Here is an 18,443-nt window from a genome sequence, read left to right on the forward strand (position 1 = left end):
CCCTCGTGAGCTGGGCAGCAGGCGTCAGGCCGGGTCCGGCGGGACGAGGAAGCCGCCCCAGCCGTCGTACCTGCCACCGTGACGGCGCACGATGCCGACGACCTCCTCGGTGAAGGCCGCGGCGGTGGCGTGGTCGACGGCGGTCATCGCGCTGAACTCCAGCCAGACGGTGAGCAGCCGGCGGTACAGCCCGTCGACCCGGTAGCCGGCCGCGGTGAGCTCGTCGCCCGCCGCCACCGCCGCCCTCCGCGCGCGGAAGGCGGCGGTGTGGTCGATCGGGCGCGGGGCGTGCACCTGGTCACCGTGGGCCAGGTTCTGCTCGACCGTCTCGGCGGTCAGCGCCAGCTGCTCCGGGAGCGACAGCTCACCCACGGACGGCGGCGAGCACGGCTGCCGCGGCCTCGCCCACCGGCACCTCGGTGCGCTCCCCCGTCGCGCGGTCCCGGACCTCGACGACGCCCTCGGCGAGCCCGCGGCCGACGGTGACGATCGTGGGCATCCCGAGCAGCTCGGCGTCTTTGAACTTCACGCCGGGGCTGACCTTCGGCCGGTCGTCGTAGAGCACGGTGAGCCCGGCGCCGACCAGCTCGCCGGCCAGGGTCTCGGCGAACTCGAAGACCGCCGCGTCCTTGCCGGTGGCGACCAGGTGCACGTCGGCCGGGGCGACCTCGCGGGGCCAGACCAGGCCCAGCTCGTCGTGCATCGACTCGGCGATCGCGGCGACCGCCCGGGAGACCCCGATGCCGTAGGACCCCATGGTGACGGTGACGAGCTTCCCGTTCTCGTCGAGCACCTTGAGGTCCAGCGCCTCGGCGTACTTGCGGCCCAGCTGGAAGATGTGGCCCATCTCCACGCCGCGGGCCAGCTCCAGCGGGCCCGAGCCGTCGGGGGCGGGGTCGCCGGGCAGCACCTCGGCGGCCTCGATCACGCCGTCCCAGCTGAAGTCCCGGCCGGCGACGAGGTCGAACACGTGCCGGCCGGCCTCGTTGGCGCCGGTGATCCAGCGGCTGCCGGGCACGACCCGGGGGTCGACCAGGAAGCGGATGCCGGACTTGCCATCGGCGCCCAGCACCTGCGGGCCGATGTAGCCCTTGACCAGGTCGGGGTGGGCGGCGAAGTCGGTGAACGGCTCCACCTCCGCCGGGCTGACCTGCGCCTCCAGGCGCTTGGTGTCGACCTCCCGGTCGCCGGGCAGCCCGATGACCAGCGGCTCCCGGGTGCCGTCGGGGTGCACCAGGGTGACCACGACGTTCTTCAGCGTGGCGGCGGCCGTGTACCCGGCGTCCGGGAACAGCTCGTTCGCCACCGCGACCAGCGTCTCGATGGTCGGGGTGTCGGGGGTGTCCTCGACGTGCGCCTCGGGCAGCCCGTCGAGCGGGATCGACTCGGGGACGACGGTGCGCACGGCCTCGACGTTGGCCGCGTACCCGCCGGGCGAGCGCACGAAGGTGTCCTCGCCGATCGACGTCGGGTGCAGGAACTCCTCGCTCTTGCTGCCGCCCATCGCCCCGGACATCGCCGAGACGATGACGTAGTCCAGGCCGAGCCGGTCGAAGACCTTGATGTAGGCGGCCCGGTGGGCGGCGTAGGAGGCGTCCAGTCCGGCGTCGGTGACGTCGAAGGAGTAGCTGTCCTTCATGGTGAACTCGCGGCCGCGGAACAGCCCGGCCCGGGGCCGCGCCTCGTCCCGGTACTTGGTCTGGATCTGGTACAGCACGACCGGCAGGTCCTTGTAGGACCCGTAGAGGTCCTTCACCAGGAGCGTGAACATCTCCTCGTGGGTGGGGCCGAGCAGGAAGTCGTTGCCGCGGCGGTCCTTAAGGCGGAAGAGGTTGTCGCCGTACTCGGTCCAGCGGCCGGTCGCCTCGTAGGGCTCGCGGGGCAGCAGCGCCGGGAAGTGCACCTCCTGCGCGCCCATCGCGTCCATCTCCTCGCGGACGACGCGCTCGACGTTCCGGAACACCCGCCAGCCCAGCGGCAGCCAGGTGAAGCCCCCCGGCGCGGCGCGCCGGATGTAGCCGCCCCGGGCGAGCAGGCGGTGGCTGGGGACCTCGGCGTCGGCCGGGTCGTCGCGCAGGGTGCGCAGGAACAGGGAGGACATCCGAAGGAGCACGGGGTCAGTCTCCCAGGCGGCGCGCGGCCGCCGTCCACGGGTTTGCCGGTCAGGCGGGTTCCGGCACCCCGCCGGGGTCGCCACCCGGGTCGTCGGGGGTCGGCTCGATGGGTGCCGGGGGCAGCGGTTCCGGCGCGTCGGGCAGCAGCTCGCCCGGGTCGTCGGGCACCGGCTCCGTCGGGTCGATGACCGGGTCCGGTTCGGGCAGGGGCGAGACCATGCCGGTAGTCAACCAGCGTCAGCCGACGAGCACACCGCGCAGCACGGTCACCTGCGGTCGCTGCAGCGTCTCCAGGTCCGCCCGCGGGTCGTCGTCGTAGACGACGAGGTCGGCGGGTGCGCCCTCGACGATGCCCGGCAGCCCCAGCCACTCGCGCGCCGCCCAGGACCCCGCGGCCAGCGCGGCCTCGGCCGGCAGCCCCGCGGCGTGCAGCGCGCGCACCTCGTCGGCGATCACCCCGTGGGCGATGCCCCCGCCGGCGTCGGTGCCGGCGAACACCGGCACCCCCGCCTCGTACGCGGCCCGCACGACCGCGCCGGAGCCGGCGTAGAGCCGGCGCATCGTGGACGCGTAGCCGGGGAACTTCGCCTCCCCCGCGGCCGCGAAGCCGGGGAAGTTCTCCACGTTCACCAGCGTGGGCACGACCGCGGTGCCCCGGGCCGCCATCTCCGCGATGAGGTCCTCGGTCAGCCCGGTGCCGTGCTCGATGCAGTCGATCCCCGCGGCCAGCAGACCGGGCAGCGCGTCGGTGCCGAAGGTGTGCGCGGTGACCCGGGCGCCCTCGGCGTGCACCGCCGCGACCGCCGCGGCGAGCACCTCGGCCGGCCACTCCGGCGCCAGGTCGCCGACGCCGCGGTCGATCCAGTCCCCCACCAGCTTCACCCAGCCGTCGCCCCGGCGGGCCTGGACGACGGCCTCGGCGACCAGGTCGGCCGGGTCGAGCTCGATCGCCAGCCCGGGGATGTACCGCCGGGGCGCGGCGAGGTGCCGCCCGGCGCGGATGACCCGCGGCAGGTCCAGGTGCTCGTCCAGCTCCCGGGTGTCGACGGGTGAGCCGCAGTCGCGCAGCGCCAGCACCCCGGCGGCCCGCTCGGTGAGCGCCTGCTCGCGTGCCGCCGCGAGGTCCTCGACCGCGGTGCCGCCGGCCGCGATGCCGACGTGGCAGTGCGCGTCGACCAGGCCGGGCAGCAGCCAGCCGCCGCGGCTGACGGTCTCCGCGCCGGGCACCGCCTCGAAGGTGATCCGCCCGTCGGTGACCCACAGGTCGCGGTGCTCCGCCTCGGGCAGCACCACGCCGGACAGGTGCAGGGCGGGTGCCGTCACCGGCATCCGTGAGCCGACGACTCCGGGAGCATCGCAGGGAGCGCCAGCGACCGAGGAGCGGACCGGAGGAGGAGGCGAGCCGGTGTCACGGCCGGTCGTCCTTGAACTGGCTGAAGTCCAGCTTGCTCAGGTCCGGGAGCGCCTGGCCCGGGGGCAGCCCCGGCACACCGCCGGGCATGCCGCCGGGCAGCTGGCCGGGGAACCCCGCGCCGCCCATGCCGCCGGGGGCACCGATCGGCCGGCGGGCCGGCCCGCCCTTCTTGCCGCCCTTGCCCTTCTTGCCCTTGCCGCGAACGGCCTGCGCCTGCTGCTGCCGGCCCCGCGCCTTCTTCGACATCGGGCCCATGCCGGGCATGCCCATGCTGCCGGCCATCTGGCCCATCATCTTCTGGGCCTGGGCGAAGCGCTCCAGCAGCTGGTTCACGTCGGTGACGCTCACGCCGGAGCCGTTCGCGATCCGGACCCGTCGCGAGGCGTTGATGATCTTCGGGGTGACGCGCTCCGCCGGGGTCATCGACCGGATGATCGCCGCGGTGCGGTCCAGGTCGCGGTCGTCGACCTGCTTGAGCTGCTCCTTCATCTGCCCGGCACCGGGCAACATGCCGAGCAGGTTGGCGATCGGCCCCATCTTGCGGATGGCGAGCATCTGCTCGAGGAAGTCCTCGAGGGTGAAGCCCTCGCGGCTGGCCAGCTTGCCGGCCATCTTCTCCGCCTGGTCGGCGTCGAAGGCCTGCTCGGCCTGCTCGATCAGGGTGAGCACGTCGCCCATGCCGAGGATGCGGGAGGCCATCCGCTCGGGGTGGAAGACGTCGAAGTCGGCGAGCTTCTCACCGGTCGAGGCGAACATGATCGGCTGACCGGTCACGTGCCGGACCGACAGCGCGGCTCCGCCGCGGGCGTCGCCGTCGAGCTTGGTGAGGACGACGCCGCTGAAGCCGACGCCCTCCTGGAAGGCCGTCGCGGTGGTGACGGCGTCCTGGCCGATCATCGCGTCGACGACGAAGAGGGTCTCGTCCGGCGAGACGGCGTCCCGGATGCCGGCGGCCTGGGCCATCAGCTCCGCGTCGATGCCCAGCCGGCCGGCGGTGTCGACGACCACGACGTCGTGCATGGTGCGGCGGGCGAAGTCGATGGACTCGCGGGCGACCGCGATCGGGTCACCGACCCCGTTGCCCGGCTCCGGGGCGAACACGTCGACCCCGGCCTGGCCGGCGACGACGCTGAGCTGCTGCACCGCGTTCGGCCGCTGCAGGTCGCAGGCGACCAGCAGCGGGGTGTGGCCCTGCCCCTTCAGCCACCGGCCGAGCTTGCCGGCGAGTGTGGTCTTCCCGGCGCCCTGCAGACCGGCCAGCATGATCACCGTCGGCGACTGCTTGGCGTAGCGGATCCGGCGGGTCTCCCCGCCCAGGATGTCGACCAGCTCGTCGTTGACGATCTTGATCATCTGCTGCGCGGGGTTCAGCGCCTGGGAGACCTCGGCGCCGGCCGCACGCTCCTTGACCGACGCGATGAAGGCACGGACGACCGGCAGCGCGACGTCGGCCTCGAGCAGCGCGATGCGGATCTCCCGCGCCGTCGCGTCGATGTCCTCGGCGGACAGCCGGCCCTTGCCGCGCAGGCCGGTGAAGACCTTGTCCAGGCGGTCGGAGAGGGTCTCGAACACAGCACGTCCTCACAGCAGTCGGGCGTGCAGCCGCACCGGCCGACGGGCCGGTGGCCCGGCTCGGGCGCCCGGGGCCACCCCGGGGCCGTCACGCCACCTGTGTCCAGGGTATCGGCGTCGACCGCTCAGGCGGCGCGGTGCCAGGTCTCGCGTCGGGGGACGTGGACGTCGCCGATCACCAGCGCGGTGCCGCACCCGGTGCAGGCCCACTCGGGGCAGACGCCGCCGTCGGCGGTGTGGCCGTCGACGCAGCCGGGCTGCTCGAAGTCCGCGTCCTCGCCGCAGGTGGGGCAGGGCAGGGTCTGCAGGTCGCTCATGGGGCGCTCCTCTCGTCTCGGCGCCGGTCGGTCAGGACGCGTCCCGTCCGGCTCCTGGAACGTCTCACGGGCCTACGACAGAACCGGGCAGCGCCGGCCGGCGTGTCGCCTTGCCGGACGCCCCGGTCAGCGCTCGCCCAGCGCCGCCGGGTCCGGCGCGTCGCCCCGGACGGCCGCCACCAGCGCCCGCTCGGCACGCTCCCGCTGGTCCGGGTCGATCGGGGTGCCCGAGGGGTCGCTGACGTAGAAGGCGTCCACCGCGTCGGCGCCCAGCGTCTCGACCGTCGCGGAGCTGACGTCCAGCCCGGCGTCGGCGAGGGCGGCGGTGAGCCGGTGCAGCAGGCCCGCGCGGTCGGTGGCCCGCACCTCGACCAGCCCGGTGGTGCCGGTGGCCTCGGCGTCGAACCAGGAGATCCGCGGCGGGCGGCCCGGGCTGCGGTCCTGGCTGTAGTCGCGCTCGCGCTGGCGCAGCCGCTCCCCCAGCGGCAGCGTCCCCTCCAGCGCGGCGCGCACGCCGTCGGCCAGGATCTCCGGCACCGGCGGGCGGCCGAAGCGCGGCCGGACGGCGAACACCAGCGTGCCGTGGCCGTCCTGCACGCTCACCCGGGCGGCGCGCACGTCGAGCTGGTTGAGCGCCAGCACGCCGGCGCAGAGGCTGAACAGCCCCGGCCGGTCCGCCGCGCCGATGGTGACCTGCTGCCCGTCGAGCACGTCCTCGACCCCCACGGTGACCGGCCCGGTCTGCCCGGGGACCGACGGGGCCGGGGTGGTGACCTGCGGCTGGGTCGGCTCCAGCACGGGCTCGGGCAGCGGCGCGCTGCCCAGCCGGGCCGCGACCCGGGCGACCAGCGCGGCCACCAGGTGCGCCTTCCACGGCGACCACGCCGAGCTGCTGGTCGCGGCGCCGTCGGCCTGCGCGAGGCCGTGCAGCAGCTGCAGCAGCGCGGCGTCCCCGCCGATCGCCTCCACCACCCGGTCCACGGTCAGCGGGTCGTCGAGGTCCCGGCGGGTGGCGACGTCGGGCAGCAGCAGGTGGTGGCGGACCATCGCGACGAGTGTCGCCACGTCCGGCTCGCTGAAGCCCATCCGGGCGGCCATCTCGGCCACGACGATGACGCCCACCTCGGTGTGGTCGCCGGGCCAGCCCTTGCCGATGTCGTGCAGCAGCGCCCCGACCAGCAGCAGGTCCGGCCGGTCGACGTCCCGGGTGAGCTCGGCCGCGGCCGCGGCCGCCTCGACGAGGTGCCGGTCGACGGTGAACCGGTGCCAGGGGTGCCGCTGCGGCAGCGACCGGACGCGGTCCCACTCCGGCAGCATCCGCGAGAGCAGGCCCTCCTGGTCCAGCTGCTCCAGCACCGGGACGGCGCTGCGCCCGCTGGCCAGCAGCCGCAGGAAGGACCAGCGCACCTCGGGGGGCCACGGCTCGGGCAGCGGCGGGGCGTGCACGGCCAGCACCTTGAGCGTGTACGGGGACAGCAGCAGGTCGGCGCGGGCCGCGGCGGCGGCGCCGCGCAGCACCAGGCCGGGATCGGCGGCGGGGCGGGCGTCGCGGGCCAGCACCACCTCGTCGCCCTGCCGGACCAGCCCCTCGGCCAGCGGTTCCCGGCGCACCCGGCGGTAGCGGGACCGCGGCCGGCGCACCAGCGACGCGTCGACCCGGCGCCACGTCTCGTCGGCGACGAAGGCCAGCCGGCGGCCGGCCAGGCTCACCCGGCGCAGCAGCACGTCGTCGTCGGCCAGCCCGAGCTCGTCGGCGACCGGGCGCTGCTCCTGGCGCACCAGGGCGTCGGTGGCCCGGCCGGTGCTGCGCTGCAGGGCGTCGCGCACGTCGAGGAGGAAGGCGTAGGCCTCACCGGCGTCGGCCGGCGGCTCGTCGGCGAGCTGGGCCGCGGCGACCGCGCGGAGCACCTGGCCCTCGCGGAGCCCGCCGTAGGCCTCCTTGAGGTCGGGCTCGAGCAGGAAGCCGAGCTCGCCGAGCTGCCGGCTGCGGCTGCGGCGGATGTCGCGGAGCTGGGGCAGCAGGCGCCCGGCGTGCTGGCGCCAGGAGCCGAGGGTCGCCGTCCGCAGGGCCGCGGTGACCTCGGGGTCACCGGCCACGTGCCGGGCGTCGAGCAGGCCGAGGCCGGCCTTCACGTCGTCCCCGGCGACGGAGACCGCCTCGGCGACGGTCCGGACGGAGTGGTCCAGCCGCAGGCCGGCGTCCCACACCGGGTACCAGAGCGCGTCGGCCAGGGCGGCGACCTCCGGCCGCCCGTCGTGCACCAGCACCAGGTCGAGGTCCCCGTGCGGCGGGAGCTCCCGGCGGCCCAGGCTGCCGACCGCCACCAGCGCCACCCCGGCGCCCGCCGGTCCCGGCGGCGGGCCGCCGCGCCGGCGGGACGGGCGGGGGGTCCCCGACAGGGCGTCGGCCAGCAGGCCGGACAGCCAGTCGTCGACGGCCCGCACCCGCTCGGCACGGGGCAGGGCGGGCAGGGCGGAGTGGTCGAGCACGGGCACCTCCGGTCGTCGCTGAGCCGTCGTCCGTCCGGGGAGACGACATCGGCCGGGACAGCGGGTTCCCCCACCGCCCCGGCCGACGTCGGCTTCCCGGGTGTGCGCTACAGGGCGTCGGCCCCGCGCTCACCGGTGCGGACCCGGACGACCTCGTCGATCGTGGTGACCCACACCTTGCCGTCGCCGATCTGACCGGTGGAGGCCGACTCGACGACCGCGTCGACGACCCGCGCCGCGTCGATCTCGCTGACGACCACCTCGATGCGGACCTTGGGGACGAAGTCCACCTGGTACTCCGCACCGCGGTAGACCTCGGTGTGCCCACGCTGACGGCCGAAGCCCTGGACCTCGCTGACGGTGAGGCCGGCGATGCCGATCAGCTCGAGGGCGTTCTTGACGTCGTCCAGCTTGAACGGCTTGACGATCGCGGTGACCAGCTTCATGCCCGGGTCGCTCCTTCGGTGTTGCGGGCCTCGGCGTGCGCCTGGCCGGACAGGGTCGCGCCACCACTGCCGCCCAGGGAGGCGAAGTCGTAGCCACTCTCAGCGTGCACCACGGTGTCGATGCCGGTGATCTCGTCCTCCTCGGTGATCCGGAAGCCGATCGTCTTCTGGATGACCAGGCCGATGAGGTAGGTCAGGACGAAGGAGAACACGAGGACGGCGAGTGCGCCGACCACCTGGCGCCACAGCTGGTCGACGCCACCGCCGTAGAACAGCCCGTCCACGCCGGCCGGAGCGGCCGCGGTGGCGAGGAAGCCCACGGCGATGGTGCCCCAGAGGCCACCGACGAGGTGCACGCCGACGACGTCGAGGGAGTCGTCGTAGCCGAACCGGAACTTCAGGCCGACCGCCAGGGCGCAGAGCACACCGGCGACCGCACCCAGGATGATCGCGCCGATCGGCGAGACCGCCGAGCAGGACGGGGTGATCGCGACCAGGCCGGCGACCACGCCGGAGGCGCCGCCCAGCGAGGTGGCGTGCCCGTCGCGCAGCTTCTCCGTCAGCAGCCAGCCCAGCGCCGCGGCGCCGGTGGCGACCATGGTGTTGACCCAGACGACGGCGGCGGTGTTGTTCGCGGCCAGCGCGGAGCCGGCGTTGAAGCCGAACCAGCCGAACCACAGCAGCCCGGCACCGATCATCACCAGCGGGAGGTTGTGCGGGCGCATCGGGTCGCGGCCGAAGCCGCGGCGCTTGCCGAGCACCAGCGCGAGGGCCAGGCCCGCCGCACCGGCGTTGATGTGCACCGCGGTGCCACCGGCGAAGTCGATGGCGGCGAGGTTGTTGGCGATCCAGCCACCGGTGTGGGTGACCGCACCGTCGTCGTCGGTCAGCGTGAAGTCGAAGACCCAGTGCGCGACCGGGAAGTAGACGATGGTCGCCCAGACCGCGGAGAACACCATCCAGGAGCCGAACTTCGCGCGGTCGGCGATGGCACCGGAGATGAGGGCGACGGTGATGATCGCGAAGACGGCCTGGAAGCCGACGAAGGCCATCACCGGGTAGCCGCCGGCCTCGCTGGTGGTGTCCTCCATCAGGCCCTTGAGGCCGAAGAACTCACCCGGGTCGCCCAGCAGCCCGGCGCCGACGTCGTTGCCGAAGGCGACGGAGTAGCCGTAGATGACCCACAGCACGCTGATCAGCGCCAGCGCACCGAAGCTCATCATCATCATGTTCAGCACGCTCTTCGCGCGGACCATGCCGCCGTAGAAGAGCGCGAGACCTGGGGTCATCAGCAGCACGAGCGCCGCACTGGTGAGGATCCAGGCGGTGTCGCCGGTGTTGACCACGGCAACCTCCTGAGGGTGTCGTCGGCCAAGGGCCGCAAGCGGGACCCGAGGGGATCTCGGGGCGGCGCCACCGGTCCCCCGGTGACGCAGGGAAGACGGTGCCGACCCTGTGTTTCCGGCGGCGGCGCGGACGTGTTTCCCGGCGGTGAACTCCGCCTCGCGTGTCGCCGTCGTGTGTTCCGGTCGTGTTGCGCGGCACGTCCGCGCGCTGGTCCGGGTGTCCTCGGTCACTGCGCAGGGCCCTTGTTGCGACCCGTGTGCAGTTGCAAAGAGGGTGCAATAAGGTCGCCCGGTGACCTCCGCCCCGACGACCGCACCCGTCCAGGCCCCCGGGCGCTTCAGCCGTCGGGAGCGGCGCAGCATCGCCGGGATGACCGGGTTCGTCGCACTGCTGCACGTGCTCGGCTGGGGGGTGCTCGTCCTCGCCGTCGCCCCGCGGGAGTACCAGCTGGGCAGCACCGGCGTCCTCGGCGTCGGGGTCGGGCTGACCGCCTACATGCTCGGTGTGCGGCACGCCTTCGACGCCGACCACATCGCCTCGATCGACAACACGACCCGCAAGCTCGTCGGCGAGGGCAAGCCGTCGGTGAGCGCGGGCTTCTGGTTCTCCCTCGGGCACTCGTCGGTCGTCTTCGCCGCCAGCCTGCTGCTCGTCGCCGGCGTGCGGTCGGTCGCCGGGGTCGTGCAGGACGGCGACTCCCAGGTGGGCCAGACCCTGGGCCTGATCGGCACCCTGGTCGCCGGCACCTTCCTGCTCGTCATCGGCCTGATGAACCTGTCCGCCGCGGTGGGCATCGCCGGGGTCTTCCGCCGGATGCGGTCCGGGGAGTACGACGAGGCCGAGCTGGAGCACCACCTGCACCACCGCGGCTTCCTGGCCCGGCTGCTCACCCGGGTGACGCGGCGCGTCAGCAAGGCCTGGCACCTCTACCCCGTCGGCCTGCTGATGGGCCTGGGCTTCGACACCGCCACCCAGGTCGCGCTGCTGGTGCTGGCCGCCGGCTCCGCCGCGTTCGTGCTGCCCTGGTACGCCATCCTCGTGCTGCCGGTGCTGTTCGCGGCCGGCATGAGCCTGTTCGACACCGCCGACGGCGTGCTGATGTCCCGCGCCTACGGCTGGGCGTTCCTCAAGCCCGTCCGCAAGGTCTTCTACAACCTGACGGTCACCCTGCTGTCGGTGACCGTGGCGCTGGTCATCGGGCTCATGGTGCTGACCGGCCTGCTCGTCGACCGGCTCGGCATCGAGGGTGGGCCGCTGGCCTGGATCGCCTCGCTCGACCTGGGGTTCGTCGGGTTCGCCGTGGTGGGGCTCTTCGTGCTCACCTGGGCCCTGGCCCTCGCCGTGTGGCGCTTCGGCCGGATCGAGCAGCGCTGGACGCCGCAGCCCGCCGACAGCTGAACCCGCTCAGCCTCCGAGGCCCCCCGGTCGGCGTCAGCCTCCGACGATCGCCTCGGCGAAGGCCTCCGGCTCGAACGGGGCGAGGTCGTCCGGCCCCTCGCCCAGCCCGATCAGCTTCACCGGGATGCCCAGCTCGCGCTGGACCGAGACGACGATGCCGCCCTTGGCGGTGCCGTCGAGCTTGGTGAGGACGACGCCGGTCACGGCGACCGCCTCGGTGAACACCCGCGCCTGCACGACGCCGTTCTGCCCGGTCGTGGCGTCCAGCACGAGCAGCACCTCGTCGACCGGCCCGTGCTTCTCCACGACCCGCTTGACCTTGCCGAGCTCGTCCATCAGGCCGGACTTGGTGTGCAGCCGCCCCGCGGTGTCGACCAGGACGGCGTCCACCTCGCCCTCGATGCCGGTGCGGACCGCCTCGAACGCCACCGATGCCGGGTCGCCGCCCTCGCGGCCGCGCACGGTGAGCACGCCCACCCGCTCGCCCCACGTCTCGAGCTGGTCGGCGGCCGCGGCGCGGAAGGTGTCGGCGGCCCCCAGGACGACGCTCTTGCCGTCGCCGACCAGGACCCGGGCGATCTTGCCGACCGTCGTCGTCTTGCCCGCGCCGTTGACCCCGACCACCAGGACGACGGCGGGCCGGCCGTCGTGCCGGTCGGTGTGCAGCGTCCGGTCCAGGTCCGGGCCGAGCACCGCGGTCAGCTCGCGCACCACCAGGTCGCGCAGCTGGGTGCCCGACGCGGTGGCCAGCACCAGGCTCTGGGTCCGCAGCCGCTGGACGATCTGGGTCGTCGCGCCCACCCCGATGTCGGCGGCGAGCAGGGTCTCCTCGACCTCCTCCCAGTCGTCCTCGGTGAGCTTCTCCCGGGCGAGCACGGTGAGCAGGCCGCGGCCGAGCGAGGACTGCGAGCGGGCCAGCCGCGAGCGGAGGCGGACGAGCCGGCCGGCCGAGGGCAGCGGGGTCTCGAAGAGCAGCCCCGGCTCGGGCTCGGCCGGCGGCAGCTCGACGGGCACCGGCTCGGCCTCGGCGGGCGCGGCCGGTGCCGGGGGCCCGGTGTAGAGGTCGGCCGCGGTGGCCCCGGAGGTCGGGTCGGGGGCAATCGGCGGGCGGGTCAGCGTCGTGCCGGCGGCCGCGTCGTCGTCCAGCCGCAGGGTCCGCCGGCCGCGGCCGACGAGCAGGCTGACCCCGGTGACCAGGGCGACGACCAGGATCGCGAGGGCGATGAGCACGAACTCCATGCCCACCAGTCTCCCAGCCCTCCCACATCGCGGGCCGGGCGGCAGACCGCGATGATGCGGCAGGCTGTGCCCATGCCCGAGAACGCCGGCACTCGCCCGCTCCTGCTGCTCGGCCCGCTGGTCCGGCACGTCGACCCCGTGTCCGCCACCATCTGGGTGGAGACCGACCGCCCCTGCGAGGTCTCGGTGCTGGGCCGGCGGGCCCGCACCTTCTGCGTCAACGGCCACCACTACGCGCTGGTCGTGGTCGAGGACCTGGAGCCGGGCTCCACCACGCCCTACGAGGTGCACCTGGACGGGGCGCTGGTCTGGCCGCAGGCGCACTCGGCCTTCCCGCCGAGCCGGATCCGCACCGCGGGCGGGCCGGGTGCCTTCCGGCTGGCCTTCGGCTCCTGCCGGTACGCCACCCCGACCACCGCCGACGTCCGCGACGCCATCCCGCCGGACGCCCTGGACAGCTACGCCCGGAAGCTCGCCGACCAGCCGGAGGACCAGTGGCCCGACGCGCTGGTGCTGCTCGGTGACCAGGTCTACGCCGACGAGCTCACCCCGGCGACGACGGAGTGGGTGTCCCAGCGCCGGGACCTGTCCGAGCCGCCGGGCGCCCAGGCCGCGGACTACGAGGAGTACACCCGGCTCTACATGGAGTCCTGGAGCGACCCGCAGGTCCGCTGGCTGCTGTCCAACGTGCCGTCGTCGATGGTCTTCGACGACCACGAGATGATCGACGACTGGAACACCTCCGCGGCCTGGCGCGCGGAGGTGACCCCGACCGACTGGTGGCAGAAGCGGATCACCGGCGGGCTGACGAGCTACTGGGTCTACCAGCACCTGGGCAACCTCTCGCCCAACGAGCTCGCCGAGGACGAGCTGTGGCAGGCGATCGAGGGCAACGAGACCCGGGACGCCGGCCCGATGCTGGACGCGATGGCCCACCGGGCGGACACCGAGCCGCGCTCGGTGCGCTGGAGCTACGTCCGGCACTGGGGCTCGTCACGGCTGATCATGCTCGACAGCCGGGCGGGGCGGGTGCTGGAGGAGGACGACCGCAAGATCCTCGACGACGAGGAGTTCGACTGGGTCGAGGCCGCCATGAAGAACGCGGTCACCGACGGCGTCGAGCACCTGCTGATCGGCACCTCGCTGCCCTGGCTGCTGCCGCACTCGGTGCACGACCTGGAGCGGTGGAACGAGACGCTGTCGGTCCGGCACGCCGGCAAGCCGCTGGGCCGGCTCGCCGAGCAGCTCCGCCAGGCCGCGGACCTGGAGCACTGGGCGGCGTTCGGGCAGTCGTTCGAGCGGCTGGGCCGCGCGCTCGTGGCGCTGGGCCGGGGCGAGCTGGGCCGGGCGCCGGCCACCGCCCTCGTCCTGTCCGGGGACGTCCACCACGCCTACGCCGCGGAGCTGGTGAACCCCGGCGGCCTGGACACCCGGGTGCACCAGCTGACCGTCTCGCCGCTGCACAACTCCTCGCCGCACGCCATCGAGATCGGCTTCAAGGTCGGCTGGAGCCGCTGGGCGCGGGCGATCACCGGGGGTCTGCGCGCCCTGGCCCGGGTGGAGCGGAGCCCGGTGCAGTGGCGCAAGCAGGCCGGCCCGTTCTTCGGCAACGAGCTGGGCGAGCTGCTGCTGGAGGGCAAGGACGCCCGGTTCCTGCTGTGGGCGACCAGCCGGGAGGACGACGGCACACCGCGGTTCACCCAGGTGCTGGACACCCGGCTGTCGTAGACGATCTGCGGGTGAGCGCCGTCCGACTGGTCACCTTCAACCTGCACCACGGCGTCGGGGACGACGGCCGGCACGACCTGGTCCGGGTGGCCCGGCTGCTCGACGACGCCGACCCGGACCTGGTCTGCCTGCAGGAGGTGGACCGGCACTTCGCCGAGCGCAGCGAGTTCGTCGACCAGGCGCTGCTGCTGGCCGAGGCGCTGGACCGGGAGCTGGCCTGGTCACCGTCGATCGACCGGCCTCCCACGGGTGGCCGGTCGGAGCGGCGGCAGTACGGCAACGCGCTGCTGTCGCGGCTGCCGGTGCTGAGCTCCCGGGTGCACCCGCTGCCCGGCGGCGGGGAACCGCGGAGCGCGCTGCACGCCCGGGTGCAGCTGGGCGGCGGCGAGCTCGAGGTGGTGACCACCCACCTGTCCAGCGCGGCCGCGGCCGACCGGGCCGCCCAGGCCGCGGTCGTCGCCGGGCTCCCTCCAGCGGGGTTGCCGGGCGTGGTGGTCGGTGACCTGAACGCCGACGCCGCGGCGCCGGAGCTGGCGGTGCTCGGCGAGCGGTTCGCCGACGCGTGGGAGCTCGCCGCCGACCGCAGCGACCAGTCCGGCCGGTTCTCGCTGCGTGCGGGTCGCGGTCTCACCCACCCGGCGCGGCGACCGCGGGTGCGGATCGACCAGGTGTGGGTCTCCCCCGGTGTCTCGGTCAGCGGGGCCCGGGTGCTCGACGGCTCGGCGACCTCCGACCACCACCCGCTGCTGGTCGAGCTGGCGGTCACCCCGGCCGCTAGGCCGTCTGCAGCTCCCGGAGACGCTGGCTGATCACGCCGGTGATGCCGTCGCCGCGCATGCTCACGCCGTAGAGGGCGTCGGCGATCTCCATGGTCCGCTTCTGGTGGGTGATGACGATCAGCTGCGAGCTGTTCCGGAGCTGCTCGACCAGGGTGAGCAGCCGGCCCAGGTTCACGTCGTCGAGCGCGGCCTCCACCTCGTCGAGCACGTAGAACGGCGAGGGCCGGGCTCGGAAGATCGCCACCAGCAGCGCGACGGCGGTCAGCGACCGCTCACCCCCGGAGAGCAGCGAGAGCCGCTTGACCTTCTTGCCCGGCGGGCGCGCCTCGACCTCGACCCCGGTGGTCAGCAGGTCGTCGGGGTCGGTGAGGTAGATGCGCCCCTCCCCGCCGGGGAACAGGATGGCGAAGACCTCGGCGAACTCGCGCTGGGTGTCGGCGAAGGCCTCGGCGAACACCTCGTGGATGCGGGCGTCGACCTCGCGGACGACGGTGAGCAGGTCGCGCCGGGTGTTCTTGAGGTCCTCCAGCTGGGTGGCCAGGAAGGTGTGCCGCTCCTCCAGCGCCGTGAACTCCTCCAGCGCCAGCGGGTTCACCTTGCCCAGCGCGGCGAGGTCGCGCTCGGCCCGGGCGGCCCGGCGTTCCTGCGCCGCGCGGTCGTAGCGGACCGGCTCCGGCTCGGGCTCGCCCGCCGCAGCCGCGGCGGCGGCCTGCGCCTGGGTCGGTGGCACCAGCGCGGCCGGGCCGTACTCGCCGACCAGGGTGGGCAGGTCGACGCCGTACTCCTCGGCGGCGCGCGCCTCGAGGGCCTCGATCCGCAGCCGCTGCTCGGCGCGGGCGACCTCGTCACGGTGCACCTCGTCGGTGAGCCGGTCCAGCTCCGCGGTGTGCTCCCGGACCCGGGCGCGGACCACCAGCAGCTCCGCCTCCCGGCCGGTGCGGGCCTCGGCCAGGGCGTCGCGCTCGGTGACCGCACGGGCCAGCGACGCGGTCAGCGCGGTCTGCGCCTCCTCGGCGCCGCGGCGCACGGCCGCGGCGACGCGGGCACCGCGCTCCCGGGCGACCCGGGCGGCCGCGGCCCGCTCCCGCGCGGCGCGCTCCTGCCGGGCCTGGCGGCGCAGCGACTCGGCGCGCCCGGTGAGCGAGCGGGCCCGCTCCTCGGCGGTCCGCACCGCGAGCCGGGCCTCGGTCTCCGCCTGCCGGGCTCCGGCGGCCTCGGCGCGGAGCCTGTCCCGCTCGTCGGTCGAGGGCTCCTCCTCCAGCGGCGCGGCCTCGGCGGCGGCCAGCCGCTCCTCGAGCTCGACCAGCCCGGTGACCGCGGCGTCGCGGGCCTGCTCGGCGCGCACCCGGGCGGCGTCCAGGCGCTGGGCCTCGGCCACCGCGGAGCGCGCGGCGGCGCCCAGCTCGGCGAGCTCGGCGGCGGCGGCCGAGCGCGCCCGGTCACCGGCCTGCCGGGCGGTGAGCGCGGTGTCGACGTCCGCGGAGCGCTGTGCGGCGACCTCCCGGGCGGCGGCCAGCTCGTCGGCCAGCCGGGCGGCGGTCGCGGCGGCGCGGTCCAGCTCGGCCGCGGCCTCGTCGACCCGCGCCCGCACCTCGAGCCCGGACGGGGCGTTCACCTGGCCGCCCACCGACCAGTCGGCGCCCAGCAGGTCGCCGGAGCCGGTGACCGCGCGGACCCGCGGGTGGGTGCGCACCAGCGCCACGGCGGCGGCCAGGTCGGCGACGACGGCGACCCGCTCCAGCGCGCGGGCCAGCGCCGGGCCGAGCTCGGCGGGTGCGGAGACCAGGTCGAGGGCCCAGCGCGCACCCTCGGGCAGCTCGGGCCAGCCGTCCCGGGCGACCGGGGGGAGGCCGCCGGTGACCAGCAGCCCCACCCGCCCGCCGTCCGTGCCGGCCAGGTGGGTGAGCACGTCGGCGGCCTCGGCGACCCCGGCGACCACCACGGCGTCGGCCAGGCCGCCCAGTGCCGCGGCGATCGGGACCTCCGCGCCCGGTGCGACGGTGAGCCGGTCGGGGACCGGGCCGAGCACCCCGGGCAGCCCGGCGGCGAGGACGGCGGCCGCGCCGTCGGCGGGGGCCAGGCCCAGGGCGAGCGCGTCGCGCCGGGCCTGCCAGCCGGCGCGGTCGCGCTCGGCGGCGCGTTCGGCGGCGGTCAGCTCGGCGACGGTGCGGGCGGCCTCGGCGGAGGCGGCGACCGCGGCGGCGTGCGCGGCAGCGAGGTCCTGGTCGCCGCCGGCGTCCTCGGTGAGCTCGGCACGCCGGGCCTCGAGCCGCTCCGCGGCGGCGTCGGCCCGGTCGGCGGCCTCGGTGGCCGCTGCGGCGAGCCGGTCGATCTCGGCCTCGCCGGCCGCGGCCCGCGACCGGCCGGCGGCCACCTGCCCGGAGAGCCGGGCCAGCTGCTCGCGGCGGTCGGCCAGCGCACGGGCCGCGGCGACCAGGGCGCGCTCCGCCTCGGTCAGCGCGGCCTCCACCTCGGCCCGCAGCGCCACGGCGGTCGCCAGCCGCGCGCGCTCGGCCTCGAGCGACTCGGCGAGCTCGCGCTCGGTGGCCTCGACCCGGTCGGCCTCGGCGTCCAGCGCGTCCGGGTCGCGGCCGGTGGGCCCGGCCGGCGGGGCGGCGGCCAGGTGCCGGTGCCGCTCGGCGGCCAGCTGGCCGACGCTGCGGAAGCGCTCGGCCAGGGCGGACAACCGGTACCAGCTGTCCTGGGCGGTGGCCAGCGCGGGGGCGTCGGCGGCCAGCTGCCGTTCCAGGGACGACTCGGTGCGGGAGGCCTCGCCCAGCGCGGCCTCGACCACCGTCCGGCGGGCGCGCGCGGCGGTCTCGTCGGCGACGTCGGCCTCCAGGGCGTCGCGCAGCCCGACCAGGTCGTCGGCGAGCAGCCGCAGCCGCGCGTCGCGCAGGTCGGCCTGCACCCCGGCCGCCCGGCGGGCCACCTCGGCCTGCCTGCCCAGCGGCTTGAGCTGGCGGCGCAGCTCCGCGGTCAGGTCGCCCAGCCGGTCGAGGTTGGCCTGCATCGCGTCGAGCTTGCGGAGCGCCTTCTCCTTGCGCTTGCGGTGCTTGAGGACGCCGGCCGCCTCCTCGACGAAGGCCCGCCTGTCCTCCGGGCGACCGGAGAGGACGGCGTCGAGCTGCCCCTGCCCGACGATGACGTGCATCTCCCGGCCGATGCCGGAGTCGCTGAGCAGCTCCTGGACGTCGAGCAGCCGGACCTTGTCACCGTTGATCTCGTACTCGCTCTCGCCGGAGCGGTACATCCGGCGGGTGATCGAGACCTCGGTGTAGTCGATCGGCAGCGCGCCGTCGGCGTTGTCGATCGTCAGCGTCACCTCGGCGCGGCCCAGCGCCGGCCGGCCGGCCGTACCGGCGAAGATGACGTCCTCCATCTTGCCGCCGCGCAGGCTCTTGGCGCCCTGCTCGCCGAGCACCCAGGCGATCGCGTCGACGACGTTGGACTTGCCCGAGCCGTTCGGGCCGACGACGGCGGTGATGCCGGGCTCCAGGCGCAGCGTCGTCGGCGACGCGAAGGACTTGAAGCCCTTGAGCGTCAGGCTGGACAGGTGCACGGCGGAGAGGCTCCCAGGCGGGTACGACAGTCCTGCT

General features: G+C 75.1%; 14 protein-coding genes. 3 read left to right on the forward strand and 11 right to left on the reverse strand.

The window, feature by feature from the left end; all coding sequences use genetic code 11:
* Positions 1–24 precede the first annotated feature (24 nt).
* From MODMU_RS20865 to MODMU_RS20900, 9 genes are all read right to left on the reverse strand, one after another.
* Positions 25–372 (reverse strand): ribonuclease E inhibitor RraB, encoded by a 348-nt coding sequence (locus MODMU_RS20865; RefSeq protein WP_014742369.1) that lies wholly within the window; start codon positions 370–372, stop codon positions 25–27.
* A complete protein-coding gene (locus tag MODMU_RS20870) occupies positions 365–2,101 on the reverse strand; it encodes a proline--tRNA ligase (protein WP_014742370.1) in 1,737 nt (578 codons plus the stop codon). Before MODMU_RS20870 ends, MODMU_RS20865 begins: the two co-directional genes overlap by 8 nt.
* A gap of 61 nt (positions 2,102–2,162) precedes the next feature.
* Positions 2,163–2,333: a hypothetical protein gene (locus tag MODMU_RS28740; RefSeq protein WP_014742371.1), complete on the reverse strand. Its 171-nt coding sequence runs from the start codon at positions 2,331–2,333 to the stop codon at positions 2,163–2,165.
* Positions 2,334–2,351: 18 nt separating this feature from the next.
* Positions 2,352–3,443, reverse strand: a complete 1,092-nt coding sequence (locus tag MODMU_RS20875) for an amidohydrolase family protein (protein WP_014742372.1) — start codon at positions 3,441–3,443, stop codon at positions 2,352–2,354.
* A 79-nt stretch (positions 3,444–3,522) separates the two neighbouring features.
* Positions 3,523–5,100: a signal recognition particle protein gene (gene ffh / locus MODMU_RS20880; protein ID WP_014742373.1), complete on the reverse strand. Its 1,578-nt coding sequence runs from the start codon at positions 5,098–5,100 to the stop codon at positions 3,523–3,525.
* A gap of 125 nt (positions 5,101–5,225) precedes the next feature.
* The gene (locus MODMU_RS20885; protein ID WP_014742374.1) at positions 5,226–5,417 is read right to left on the reverse strand and encodes a hypothetical protein; all 192 of its coding nucleotides are present in this window, start codon (positions 5,415–5,417) and stop codon (positions 5,226–5,228) included.
* A gap of 126 nt (positions 5,418–5,543) precedes the next feature.
* Positions 5,544–7,907 (reverse strand): [protein-PII] uridylyltransferase, encoded by a 2,364-nt coding sequence (locus MODMU_RS20890; protein WP_014742375.1) that lies wholly within the window; start codon positions 7,905–7,907, stop codon positions 5,544–5,546.
* 107 nt (positions 7,908–8,014) lie between these two features.
* On the reverse strand, positions 8,015–8,353 hold the full coding sequence (locus tag MODMU_RS20895; protein ID WP_014742376.1) for a P-II family nitrogen regulator: 339 nt from the start codon (positions 8,351–8,353) through the stop codon (positions 8,015–8,017).
* Positions 8,350–9,699: an ammonium transporter gene (locus tag MODMU_RS20900; RefSeq protein ID WP_014742377.1), complete on the reverse strand. Its 1,350-nt coding sequence runs from the start codon at positions 9,697–9,699 to the stop codon at positions 8,350–8,352. Before MODMU_RS20900 ends, MODMU_RS20895 begins: the two co-directional genes overlap by 4 nt.
* A gap of 292 nt (positions 9,700–9,991) precedes the next feature.
* Between MODMU_RS20900 and nicT the strand changes: the two genes are divergently transcribed.
* The gene (nicT, locus tag MODMU_RS20905; protein WP_014742378.1) at positions 9,992–11,098 is read left to right on the forward strand and encodes a Nickel transporter NicT; all 1,107 of its coding nucleotides are present in this window, start codon (positions 9,992–9,994) and stop codon (positions 11,096–11,098) included.
* Positions 11,099–11,131: 33 nt separating this feature from the next.
* On the opposite strand, the gene ftsY is transcribed toward nicT, so the two are convergent.
* A complete protein-coding gene (gene ftsY, locus MODMU_RS20910; RefSeq protein ID WP_014742379.1) occupies positions 11,132–12,337 on the reverse strand; it encodes a signal recognition particle-docking protein FtsY in 1,206 nt (401 codons plus the stop codon).
* Positions 12,338–12,409: 72 nt separating this feature from the next.
* On the opposite strand from ftsY, the gene MODMU_RS20915 reads away from it, so the two are divergent.
* Both MODMU_RS20915 and MODMU_RS20920 read left to right on the forward strand, forming a co-directional pair.
* Positions 12,410–14,065 carry an alkaline phosphatase D family protein gene (locus MODMU_RS20915; protein ID WP_014742380.1) on the forward strand — a complete coding sequence of 552 codons (1,656 nt, stop codon included), beginning with the start codon at positions 12,410–12,412 and terminating at the stop codon, positions 14,063–14,065.
* An 11-nt stretch (positions 14,066–14,076) separates the two neighbouring features.
* On the forward strand, positions 14,077–14,874 hold the full coding sequence (locus tag MODMU_RS20920; RefSeq protein WP_014742381.1) for an endonuclease/exonuclease/phosphatase family protein: 798 nt from the start codon (positions 14,077–14,079) through the stop codon (positions 14,872–14,874).
* Here MODMU_RS20920 and smc read toward each other — a convergent pair.
* The gene (smc, locus tag MODMU_RS20925) at positions 14,840–18,406 is read right to left on the reverse strand and encodes a chromosome segregation protein SMC (RefSeq protein WP_014742382.1); all 3,567 of its coding nucleotides are present in this window, start codon (positions 18,404–18,406) and stop codon (positions 14,840–14,842) included. The two genes, MODMU_RS20920 and smc, sit on opposite strands and share 35 nt — an antisense overlap.
* Positions 18,407–18,443 lie beyond the last annotated feature (37 nt).

It is taken from the genome of Modestobacter italicus (genome assembly GCF_000306785.1).
In the GTDB taxonomy this organism is placed as follows: Bacteria; Actinomycetota; Actinomycetes; order Mycobacteriales; family Geodermatophilaceae; genus Modestobacter; species Modestobacter italicus.

Excerpts from the sequence above, each read along its gene's own strand:
- MODMU_RS20870 (WP_014742370.1), bottom strand. The coding sequence starts at position 2,101 with ATGTCCTCCCTGTTCCTGCGCACCCTGCGCGACGACCCGGCCGACGCC.
- MODMU_RS28740 (WP_014742371.1), bottom strand. The coding sequence starts at position 2,333 with ATGGTCTCGCCCCTGCCCGAACCGGACCCGGTCATCGACCCGACGGAG.
- MODMU_RS20875 (WP_014742372.1), bottom strand. The coding sequence starts at position 3,443 with ATGCCGGTGACGGCACCCGCCCTGCACCTGTCCGGCGTGGTGCTGCCC.
- MODMU_RS20885 (WP_014742374.1), bottom strand. The coding sequence starts at position 5,417 with ATGAGCGACCTGCAGACCCTGCCCTGCCCCACCTGCGGCGAGGACGCG.
- MODMU_RS20895 (WP_014742376.1), bottom strand. The coding sequence starts at position 8,353 with ATGAAGCTGGTCACCGCGATCGTCAAGCCGTTCAAGCTGGACGACGTC.
- ftsY (WP_014742379.1), bottom strand. The coding sequence starts at position 12,337 with ATGGAGTTCGTGCTCATCGCCCTCGCGATCCTGGTCGTCGCCCTGGTC.
- MODMU_RS20915 (WP_014742380.1), top strand. The coding sequence starts at position 12,410 with ATGCCCGAGAACGCCGGCACTCGCCCGCTCCTGCTGCTCGGCCCGCTG.